This is a genomic window from Bacillus sp. (in: firmicutes) (assembly GCF_031983925.1).
In the GTDB taxonomy this organism is placed as follows: domain Bacteria; phylum Bacillota; class Bacilli; order Bacillales; family Bacillaceae_G; genus Bacillus_A; species Bacillus_A pacificus.
In genome coordinates this window covers 618,449-629,276 of the sequence record NZ_DALYZR010000003.1, presented here as the reverse complement: position 1 = coordinate 629,276, position 10,828 = coordinate 618,449, and the positions used below count along the sequence as shown (strand labels likewise).

12 protein-coding genes are annotated in these 10,828 nt (G+C 36.5%); 6 read left to right on the top strand and 6 right to left on the bottom strand.

Features of this window, described 5'->3' with window-relative positions; translation table 11 throughout:
* Positions 1-341: 341 nt before the first annotated feature.
* Both RTP99_RS14860 and RTP99_RS14855 read left to right on the top strand, forming a co-directional pair.
* The gene (locus tag RTP99_RS14860; protein WP_000386681.1) at positions 342-1,022 is read left to right on the top strand and encodes an MgtC/SapB family protein; all 681 of its coding nucleotides are present in this window, start codon (positions 342-344) and stop codon (positions 1,020-1,022) included.
* Between the two features lie 94 nt (positions 1,023-1,116).
* Positions 1,117-2,112, top strand: a complete 996-nt coding sequence (locus RTP99_RS14855) for an ion channel (RefSeq protein ID WP_000842332.1) — start codon at positions 1,117-1,119, stop codon at positions 2,110-2,112.
* Here RTP99_RS14855 and RTP99_RS14850 read toward each other — a convergent pair.
* Together RTP99_RS14850 and RTP99_RS14845 are read right to left on the bottom strand one after the other, a co-directional pair.
* Positions 2,099-2,512 carry a YugN-like family protein gene (locus RTP99_RS14850; protein ID WP_000612339.1) on the bottom strand — a complete coding sequence of 138 codons (414 nt, stop codon included), beginning with the start codon at positions 2,510-2,512 and terminating at the stop codon, positions 2,099-2,101. The two genes, RTP99_RS14855 and RTP99_RS14850, sit on opposite strands and share 14 nt — an antisense overlap.
* A gap of 106 nt (positions 2,513-2,618) precedes the next feature.
* Positions 2,619-3,971 (bottom strand): glucose-6-phosphate isomerase, encoded by a 1,353-nt coding sequence (locus RTP99_RS14845; protein ID WP_000103652.1) that lies wholly within the window; start codon positions 3,969-3,971, stop codon positions 2,619-2,621.
* 274 nt (positions 3,972-4,245) lie between these two features.
* Here RTP99_RS14845 and RTP99_RS14840 point away from each other — a divergent pair, with 274 nt between their 5' ends.
* A complete protein-coding gene (locus RTP99_RS14840) occupies positions 4,246-4,479 on the top strand; it encodes a DUF378 domain-containing protein (RefSeq protein ID WP_000105788.1) in 234 nt (77 codons plus the stop codon).
* Between the two features lie 111 nt (positions 4,480-4,590).
* Here the strand turns inward: RTP99_RS14840 and yugI are convergent, their stop codons facing one another.
* The 3 genes from yugI to RTP99_RS14825 all read right to left on the bottom strand — a co-directional run bounded on the left by yugI (position 4,591) and on the right by RTP99_RS14825 (position 6,873).
* Positions 4,591-4,935, bottom strand: coding sequence for a S1 domain-containing post-transcriptional regulator GSP13 (yugI, locus tag RTP99_RS14835; RefSeq protein ID WP_000003767.1), 345 nt, complete (start codon positions 4,933-4,935; stop codon positions 4,591-4,593).
* Between the two features lie 253 nt (positions 4,936-5,188).
* Entirely contained in the window at positions 5,189-6,379 is a 1,191-nt protein-coding gene (locus tag RTP99_RS14830) for an aminotransferase (RefSeq protein WP_000808514.1), read from the bottom strand.
* The gene (locus tag RTP99_RS14825; RefSeq protein WP_000255699.1) at positions 6,376-6,873 is read right to left on the bottom strand and encodes an Lrp/AsnC family transcriptional regulator; all 498 of its coding nucleotides are present in this window, start codon (positions 6,871-6,873) and stop codon (positions 6,376-6,378) included. Before RTP99_RS14825 ends, RTP99_RS14830 begins: the two co-directional genes overlap by 4 nt.
* A 265-nt stretch (positions 6,874-7,138) precedes the next feature.
* On the opposite strand from RTP99_RS14825, the gene RTP99_RS14820 reads away from it, so the two are divergent.
* Both RTP99_RS14820 and RTP99_RS14815 read left to right on the top strand, forming a co-directional pair.
* A complete protein-coding gene (locus tag RTP99_RS14820; protein WP_312366066.1) occupies positions 7,139-8,131 on the top strand; it encodes a 2-hydroxyacid dehydrogenase in 993 nt (330 codons plus the stop codon).
* Between the two features lie 109 nt (positions 8,132-8,240).
* On the top strand, positions 8,241-9,080 hold the full coding sequence (locus RTP99_RS14815) for an alpha/beta fold hydrolase (protein WP_001016512.1): 840 nt from the start codon (positions 8,241-8,243) through the stop codon (positions 9,078-9,080).
* 31 nt (positions 9,081-9,111) lie between these two features.
* On the opposite strand, the gene RTP99_RS14810 is transcribed toward RTP99_RS14815, so the two are convergent.
* A complete protein-coding gene (locus RTP99_RS14810) occupies positions 9,112-9,363 on the bottom strand; it encodes a DUF1871 family protein (RefSeq protein WP_000537635.1) in 252 nt (83 codons plus the stop codon).
* A 117-nt stretch (positions 9,364-9,480) separates the two neighbouring features.
* Here RTP99_RS14810 and RTP99_RS14805 point away from each other — a divergent pair, with 117 nt between their 5' ends.
* Positions 9,481-10,632 carry a MalY/PatB family protein gene (locus tag RTP99_RS14805; protein WP_001175871.1) on the top strand — a complete coding sequence of 384 codons (1,152 nt, stop codon included), beginning with the start codon at positions 9,481-9,483 and terminating at the stop codon, positions 10,630-10,632.
* Positions 10,633-10,828: the final 196 nt, after the last annotated feature.

Below are 10,828 nucleotides of genomic sequence, written 5' to 3'. Positions count from 1 at the left end.
TTCAAAGAACTACTTGGTCGCTCATTTGCGACTTCCTTATGTTAACATCTTCGTTTTTCGATGTCAACTAAGTTTTTCAATTTCTTTTTTGTCGTTTTCTGCGTTTCCGCATCAGCGACGGTTATTAATATATCATGCAAAAAAATGAAATGCAACACCTTTTATAAACTTTTTTTAAATTAACTACATTTCTTTTTTAATATCATATACTTAAACGAAATATCTCTTTCATTTCTAAGAGATTCCTACATATATTCTATATAAAGTCACTCTATCCAAAAACGTTTCTTTCTATAATAAACGTTTTATTTATATACGATACCATACAAGGAGGAATATATATGGACTATACCGATTTATTAATCAAACTAGGTCTCTCGGCTATTTTAGGGTTCGCCATCGGTTTAGAGCGCGAATTAAAACGTAAACCACTTGGTTTAAAAACGTGTTTAGTTATTTCTATAATTAGTTGCCTCCTGACCATTGTTTCTATTAAAGCAGCTTACAATTTACCACATACTGATCATATGAATATGGACCCACTTCGACTTGCCGCTCAAATTGTATCAGGGATTGGTTTTTTAGGTGCCGGTGTTATTTTACGTAGAGGAAACGATAGTATTGCCGGATTAACAACTGCTGCTATGATTTGGGGCGCATCTGGTATTGGTATTGCTGTTGGAGCTGGATTTTATATCGAAGCGATTTTCGGAATGTGTTTCCTTATGATTAGCGTTGAACTTATACCGTTAACAATGAAATTTGTAGGACCTAGGTCATTTCGTCAACGTGATATCGCAGTAAAACTTGTTGTACGAAATATGGACAATATCCCGGTTGTAATTGAAGAAATAAAAGAAATGGATATAAAAGTGAAGAATATGAAGCTTAAAACGTTAGAAAATGGTTCTCACTATTTGCATCTTAAATTATGTATCGATCAAAAAAGACATACTGCTGATGTTTACTATGCTCTCCAGCACCTTGAAAGTGTTCAACAAACTGAAGTGGAAAGTATGTAACGTAAAACAAACTCTCTTTTTAATTAGAGAGTTTTTCTTTTTTCTATAATGGCAACAATGAATGTAGTCTTGCAAAGTAAGGAGGAATAGGCAATTGAAATCCCGTCCAAATTTAGTAGATACATTTCGTGATTCCATTATTTTCCGTTTAATTTGCTTTATTGTTATACTTACTGCTTTTTCCGGCTTTCTTATACATAGATTAGAACCATCCCACTTCACTACATGGTTTGATGGAGTTTGGTGGTCAATCGTTACCATTTTCACTGTTGGCTACGGTGACTTTGCCCCTCATACACTAATGGGCAAACTTATCGGTATAGGTATTATTTTATTAGGAACCGGATTTTGTTCTTATTATATGGTACTGTTCGCTACTGAAATGATTAGTAAACAATATATGAAGATTAAAGGAGAAGAAGCTGCAACTTCTAACGGTCATATGATTATCGTCGGCTGGAACGAACGGGCAAAGCACGTTGTAAAACAAATGCACGTATTACAGCCGAACCTTGATATCGTTTTAATTGATGAAACACTTTCTTTACTGCCAAAACCATTTCATCATTTAGAATTTATAAAGGGGTGCCCCCATCACGATCAAACGCTATTAAAAGCTAATATTACAACGGCTCACACTATATTAATAACAGCTGATAAAGAAAAAAATGAAAGCCTAGCAGATACACAATCCATTTTAAACATTTTAACTGCAAAAGGGCTCAACCCAAACATTCACTGCATCGCTGAACTTCTTACTTCTGAACAAATACAAAATGCAACGAGAGCTGGCGTGTCAGAAATTATAGAAGGAAATAAATTAACGAGCTATGTATTTACCGCTTCTCTTTTATTCCCTTCCATTTCAGGTGTACTATTTTCACTTTACGACGAAATCTCTGATAATAAATTACAACTGATGGAGCTTCCCCCATCCTGTACCGGACAAACTTTTGCAAATTGTAGCTATACTCTTTTAAAGCAAAACGTTCTCTTACTAGGTATAAAGCGCGACGAACAATATATGATTAACCCAATTCATTCTTTTGTTCTCATTGAAAGCGACATACTCATTGTTATTCACCATTAGTAAAATGACGCTCTAGTTCCTGCATGAGCACTTTCCCAATATTGATATATTTTCTTTTTACATCTCCATCTGGATCTTTCGGCTCAGCAAATTGATCCAATCCACTCGTGCCGGCTGTTAACGTATTTACATGATCATCTAGTTCGTTTTGATATACGTGCGAAAGAATATACGGCGTTTCAAGACGGACTATTACGCCTGGCACATCTAATTCACCATTCACCGCTGTAAATGGCACTCGCAGAAATTGATAGCCATCTTCTTCACCAATTTTATAATCAAAGCATCCTTTATCATAATCCCAATTGCCACCAATGCTATATCCGAGTGGCTTCATTATTTCTTCTAACTTATATAACGCATATGTACGTCCTTCTAAATTTGATTGAATCGGAATCAAGTCCATCCCTCCTAGACTTTTTCCTTAGCATACCCACTCTAGTTTGAATATACTGATGGATTTTTCGATGAAATAATAAAAAGCGGCCGGATCCGGCCGCTTTTTATTATTTTAAACGCTCTTCTAATTCTGCTTTTAATTCTTCAAATCCTGGTTTACCAAGTAAAGCAAACATGTTTTTCTTGTATGCTTCTACTCCTGGTTGGTCAAATGGATTTACGCCTAATAAGTAGCCGCTCATCGCACATGCTTTTTCGAAGAAGTATACAAGGTAACCAAATGTGTACTCATTTAATTCAGGAATATTTACGATTAAGTTTGGTACTCCGCCATCGCTATGTGCAAGTAATGTACCTTCGTATGCTTTCGTGTTTACGAAGTCTACAGTTTCACCAGCAAGGTAGTTTAATCCATCTAAATCGTTTTCTTCTGATTCGATTGTTAGTTCATGTGTAGGTTTACCTACTTTTAGAACTGTTTCAAATAAGTCACGACGACCTTCTTGAACGTATTGACCTAATGAGTGTAAGTCAGTTGAGAAGTTTGCTGAAGATGGGAAAATACCTTTTTGATCTTTTCCTTCACTTTCACCAAATAACTGTTTCCACCACTCAGCGAAGTATTGAAGTGCTGGCTCATAGTTAACAAGCATTTCAATTGTTTTTCCTTTATTGTATAAAGCGTTACGAACTACTGCATATTGGTAAGCTGGGTTTTCTTCTAGTTCTGATGTTCCGAAGTCATCATGACCAGCAGCTGCACCTTTCATCATCTCTTCAATATTTAAGCCACTCACTGCGATTGGTAATAAACCAACTGGCGTTAATACAGAGAAACGTCCTCCAACATCATCTGGAATAACGAATGTTTCGTAACCTTCATTATCAGCTAATGTTTTTAATGCACCACGCGCTTTATCTGTCGTTGCATAAATACGTTTGCGAGCTTCTTCTTTTCCATATTTTTCTTCTAACAACTTACGGAAAATACGGAATGCTAGTGCAGGCTCTGTTGTTGTACCTGATTTGGAAATAACGTTAATAGAGAAGTCTTTACCTTCTAATACATCCATTAAATCTTTCATGTAAGTGGAGCTAATGTTTTGTCCAACAAATAGCACTTGTGGAGTTTTACGTTGTTCTTTAGAAAGTGTGTTGTAGAAAGAATGGTTTAACATTTCAATTGCTGCACGTGCTCCTAGGTAAGAACCACCGATACCTACAACAAGTAAAATGTCAGAGTCATTTTTAATTTTTTCTGCGCATTTTTGAATGCGAGCAAATTCTTCTTTGTCATATTGAAGCGGAAGGTCTACCCACCCAAGGAAATCGTTCCCAGCTCCAGTTTTTTCGTGGATTGCGTGATGTGTTACTTTCACTGCATCACGTAAATAAGTGATTTCATGTTCACCGATGAAGGATAACGCTTTAGAATAGTCGAACGTTACATGTGTACTCATCTTTTTCCCTCCAATTATGGATATGTATTTCTGTATTCACTTTAGCGAAACTGAAGTTGTAAATCAAGCGATTAGCCAATTGTAAACGTAACCAATATATATTTTTTAAAAAAAGTTCATTTTTTGCATAAAAATTCGCATTTTTCGGTATAGATGTATATACATCCTGTTTCAAACATTTTTTATGTATAAAAACAACATAACTACACCATTCTATAAAAGAGTTAATTAACTCATCGCTTGCTCATGCTTCACAATTAAGGGGGGCTTTTTCATGAGTACACTGCAACGTATCGCATTAGTCTTTACTGTAATTGGCGCTGTAAACTGGGGATTAATCGGGTTCTTCCAGTTTGACTTAGTGGCAGCCATTTTCGGTGGACAAAACTCAGCTCTTGCACGTATTATTTACGGCATCGTCGGTATTTCTGGGCTGATTAATCTTGGTTTACTCTTTAAACCATCAGAAAATCTTGGTACTCACCCAGAAACGAACGAAATTCGCTAGTCAGTATGTCCTTACTCACCTTCGACATACGAATATGATTGCATGCAATCATATTTGCAAATATATATCATAAGAAAAAGTAAAAGAGGAACGCTCATATGCGCTCCTCTTTTACTTTGTTAACTCGGACTCTTCAATCCATTCTGTTAGCTTTTCTCGCAGCGTATTAAATCCGTCCTTAGATGGATTCGGTATAAGAATCCGTCCTTGTTTTCTTTTCGCCGCTTTTAACGATAAACTCATTTTTCTGTGTTCTTCATCAATTGAAAGTACTTTTACTTCTACTGTATCGCCGACTTTTAAAAAGTCATGAATATCCTTTACATATCCATTTGTAATTTCTGATATATGCACAAGTCCTTGTGTTTCTGCATCTAACGCTACAAATGCACCGTAATCTTGAATCCCAGTCACTTTCCCTGTTACAACCACTCCTGTTGTATATTGTTCTGACATATGAAACACTCCCATACGTTTACCATTTTCTCTACAATTGTAGATAGCAAAGCAGATGATTTATTGTTAAATATCCGATTAGTTAATACGTACCCTAAGTAAAGCAACTCAGGATACGCATACCTTATATTAGTAAATTATACCACTATGACAGAGCTCATTCAAAATTCATGAAAAAATTTCCTTAAGTAAGTATAATTCTCCAATATTAGGATAGAATACTAACACATGGCTTTCTAGTATTCCCCCCCTTTTATGGACAAAACGTATTGTGTTTTGTCCTTTTTTTATTCTCTATAAACCGTTCCATTCTCTTCATTGCTTCCATAAGCTGTTCAAGCGATGTTGCATACGAACAACGAATAAACCCTTCGCCACTTTCGCCAAATACACTTCCAGGTACAACAGCCACTTTTTCTTCTAATAATAACTGTTCTGCAAATTCCGCTGAAGATAGTCCAGTTGAAGCGATTGAAGGAAAGACATAAAATGCTCCACCCGGCACATGACACGTTAATCCCATGTCATTGAAAGATGTCGTCATAAAATTACGGCGTTTCTTATAACTATCTCTCATCCGAATTACTTCATCATTCCCCGCACGTAACGCTTCAAGTGCTGCGAACTGAGACATCGTCGGGGCACACATCATAGAATATTGGTGAATTTTGAGCATTAATTCTGAAAAATGAACAGGAGCTGCAATCATACCAAGACGCCATCCTGTCATTGCAAATCCTTTTGAAAATCCTGAAATTAAAATCGTATGCTCACGCATATTTTTAATACTCGCGAAACTTGTATATGCTTCGTCGTATACAAGTTCTGCATAAATTTCATCAGATAATACGATTAAATTGTACTTCTCAACAATCACTGCTATTTCTTCAAGCTCGGACTTGTTTAACATTGCACCTGTTGGGTTATTTGGTGAACAAAGTAAAATTGCCTTTGTCTTCGCTGTAATAGCTGCTTCAATTTGTTCTGGTTGTACTTTAAATTCATTTTCTAAAGTAGTCGCCACAGGAACTGGAACGCCTCCAGCTAATGTCACAAGTGGGGCATAAGAAACGAAACTTGGCTCAATAATAAGTACTTCGTCATCAGGATTTATAATGGCGCGCATCGCTACATCTAACGCCTGACTTGCTCCAACTGTAACAATGATTTCATCGTTTGGATCATAAGAAACTGCAAATTGTTTTTTTAGATACTTTGCTATTTCTTGACGGAGCTCCAATAATCCTGCATTTGCTGTATATGACGTATATCCTTGTTCTAAAGAACGAATACATGCTTGCCTCACGTTCCAAGGTGTAACAAAGTCAGGCTCCCCTACCCCAAGAGATATAACACCTTTCATATTAGCTGCTAAATCGAAAAACTTTCGAATACCAGATGGTTGTAACGATTCTGCCGCTCTAGATAGTTCAAATTGCTTCATGGTGTCACCACAATTCGCTTATCATCATCGTTTTTTTCATAAATAATTCCCTCATGTTTATACTTCTTCAAAATGAAATGTGTTGTCGTAGAAACAACAGATTCAATTGTTGCTAATTTCTCAGAAACAAACATCGCTACTTCTCCCATTGTCTTTCCTTCTAACGTAATAGAAAGATCGTATGTCCCTGACATTAAATACACAGACTTTACTTCTGAATAACGATAAATTTGTTCCGCAACCGCATCGAACCCAACGCCGTGCTTTGGCGTAACCTTCACATCAATCATTGCCGTTAAACCTGTATGTTCTTTCACCTTCGTCCAATCGATATGTGTTACATAATCCACAATAATCTTTTCCGCTTCTAATTTTTCAACCATTTTCTTTACTTCTTCTACTTCTATATTTAACAGCTTCGCTAATGTATCTACAGATAATCGACTACTTTTTTCAAGACAAGCTAATAATTCTAATTCCTTTTCTGTCACCATATAAATCATCCTTCCTTTTCGTTTGTGTCTAAATTATACAAATAGCCTTTCCAGTTTGAAAAGAAGATTTTTTTAGTGAATTATGTCAAAATAAAGTGAAACTTTAATCAGCGGAATGCTTCACCCCGCTGATTATTAGTTGAACCAATCGGGCTTTTACGAGCAGTTGATCTCCCACCTCGCTTCTTTGTCTCAACCTTCTTTTTAGGTGGGAGTCTTACTGCTCGTTAAAGCGGGGTAAAGTGAAACTTTAATCAGCGGATAAATGCGTGATAAAGCGAAAGGGGATGGAACCGTGAAACCAAAAGTTTATATTGCTGAACCAGTTCCAACATTTGTAGAAAACTATTTATCAGAACACTGTGATTATGAAAAATGGGAGCAAAATGAGAAGGTACCTCGTGATGTTCTACTAGAGAAAATACAAGATAAAGATGGTTTATTAAATTTTGGATCTGCTATTAATGAAGAATTATTGGAGGCGGCTCCTAACTTAAAAGTAGTAAGCAACATTTCTGTCGGTTACGATAATTTTGATTTACAAGCGATGGAAAAACGCAATGTAATCGGAACAAATACACCTTACGTACTAGATGATACAGTAGCTGACCTCGTTTTTGCTCTTATGTTATCTGCTGGTCGTCGTGTTTGTGAACTCGACTCCTACGTAAAAAATGGTGAATGGAATGCCGAAATTGGAAAAGAGCACTTTGGGCTAGATGTACACCATAGTACAATCGACATTATCGGTATGGGCCGAATTGGTGAAGCTGTTGCAAAACGAGCGAAATTCGGATTTGATATGGATGTTCTTTATTATAACCGTCGCCGAAAAGAAGAAGCTGAACAAAAATTCGATGCTACATATTGTGATTTACAGACGCTACTCAAACAGTCTGACTTTATCGTTCTTCTTACTCCATTAACAGATGAAACGTACCATCTTATCGGAGAAAAGGAATTTTCATTCATGAAAGAAACAGCTATCTTCATTAATGCTTCTCGCGGGAAAACAGTAGATGAAGAAGCGTTAATCCATGCGTTAACAGAAAAGAAAATCTTTGCAGCAGGCATCGATACGTTTACACAAGAGCCGATTCAAAAAGATAATCCGCTCTTATCATTACAAAATGTTGTGACCTTACCACATATCGGATCTGCAACATTAAAAACTAGGCAACAAATGGCTATGACCGCCGCTGAAAATTTAGTTGCAGCGTTACAAGGAAAAACACCGCCTCATATTGTTCGCGGGTAATACTGAATATACGAAAGGCAAGATGACATCGTCATCTTGCCTTTTTTTGTTAACATATTTTTTTCTGCCTTGGAGATGATATGAACAAAAATCAATGGAGTGACAAAAAATGAATCACCAATATACTTGTCCTTATTTCACTTTTTCCACTCGCGGCACTACGATTCATTACGAATTGTATGAACATGATAATAAAACAACACATCCGACTTTCGTGCTCGTTCACGGTTTTTTATCTTCCTCATTCAGTTACCGCCGTCTTATTCCTTTACTATCGAAAGAAGGCACAGTCATTGCTCTTGATTTACCACCGTTCGGAAAAAGTGATAAGTCTCATCTATTTAAGTACTCTTATCATAATTTAGCAACGATTATAATCGATTTAATTGAACACTTATCTCTCTCAAATATTGTGTTAGTTGGACATTCTATGGGCGGCCAAATTTCACTTTACGTAAACCGTATACGTCCTGAATTAATTTCAAAGACAATTTTACTATGTAGCTCGAGCTATTTAGCACGCGCAACTTTACCTTTACTGTACTCTTCTTATTTACCGTTCTTTCATTTATACGTAAAGAACTGGATTATACGGCGTGGTATTGTTCATAACTTAATGAATGTCGTTCATGATCACTCATTAATTGACGATGAAATGAAGGAAGGTTACTCTGCTCCTTTTTATGACGACCGTATATTCCCCGCTTTAACTCGTATGATACGAGATCGTGAAGGTGACTTATCTTCAACTGAATTACAAAAAATCGAAACACCTACGCTACTCATTTGGGGTGAAAAAGATCGGGTCGTCCCTGTACATGTAGGTCATCGTCTGCACAAAGATTTACCGAATTCGAAATTTATTTCTTACGAAAACACAGGGCATTTACTACCTGAAGAAAAACCAGAACATGTTTATGAAGAAATTATCGCTTTTTCTGCGCAATAATGTAAAAAAGGCTGTCGGAATTTCCGACAGCCTATATTGAACAACTTCCGCCTTCTTTTATTACAAGTAATTCCACAGCTAACTTCTCACATTTTTCAAGCGCAGGTACTTCCTCAAAAGACATAAAGTATATATGTTGAATCTTCTTTGCGATGTATTTTGAATCATCAAACACACTTGCGACGTTCACAACATCGCTCGCTTCTGTTTCATAAAACTCCGGTCCCATTTGAAACGGATCCCAATTCTTCACAACCTCTATCATCTTTTCATATGTACCCATTCGCTTCCCGCCTTTTCACTTTTTAATACTTTTCTTTATCCTATCACATCAGCTATTCTATAAGAAGAGAGAGAACATTCATAACTTAACGGTTTTACAGAAGAAGGGAGCAAACTTATGCAACTATTTCATAACGCAGTCAATCGCCGTGGAACTCATAGTACAAAATGGGATACATATAAAAACGAAGAACTTATCCACGCTTGGATTGCTGATATGGATTTTGAAGTACCACAACCAATTCAAACTGCTTTAAAGCAACGTATCGAGCATCCTATTTTCGGCTATACACTTCCTCCCGAAAATATTGGCGATATTATTTGTAATTGGACAAAAAAACAGTACAACTGGGATATTCAAAAAGAATGGATTGTCTTTAGCGCCGGAATCGTTCCAGCTCTTAGTACGAGCATACAGGCCTTCACAAAGGAAAACGAATCCGTTCTCGTACAACCACCTATTTATCCCCCATTTTTCGAAATGGTCACAACAAACAATAGACAATTATGCGTAAGTCCATTACAGAAACACAATGATACATATGCGATAGATTTCGAACATTTAGAAAAGCAATTTCAACAAGGCGTCAAACTTATGCTTCTTTGCAGTCCTCACAACCCGATAGGTCGTGTTTGGACGAAAGAGGAATTAACAAAACTTGGATCTTTATGTACAAAATATAATGTAATCGTTGTCGCAGATGAAATTCATTCCGATATTATTTATGCAAATCATACACATACACCGTTCGCTTCTTTATCTGAAGAACTAGCAGTGCGCACGATAACTTGTATGGCTCCAAGTAAAACATTTAATATCGCTGGATTACAAGCATCGATTATTATCATTCCAAATGAAAAACTCCGTCAAGCCTTTACATCTATCCAATATAGACAAGGCTTCCACGGATTAAATACATTTGCCTATACAGCGATGGTAAGTGCCTATACAGAATGTAACGATTGGCTAAATGAAATTCGATTATATATAGAAGATAATGCTCAATTTGCTTGTAAATATATGAAAGATCACATACCTTCTCTTTCCGTAACGAAGCCAGAAGGTAGCTTTTTATTATGGATTGATTGCTCTCGCCTACAACTGTCTCAAGATGAGCGCACTAAATTGCTCGAAGAAAAAGGAAAAATTATTGTTGAACCTGGTGAGAAATACGGATTAGGCGGCGAAGAACATATTCGAATTAACATCGGCTGTCCAAGGTCTGTTTTAGAAGAAATTTTAAATAGGCTGCGCCATACGTTTTCATAATAAGAAAGGAGGCTATTTTGGACAGCCTCCTTTGTCATATTTTGTCGGTAAGTCGATATATTTTAAAAATCGCCGATATATTTTGAGTTACGGTCGATATATTCCAATAATCGCCGATATATTTTAAGTTACAGTCGATATATCCCAATAATCGCCGATATATTTTCACTTACACTACACATAAAAGCTACCGCGC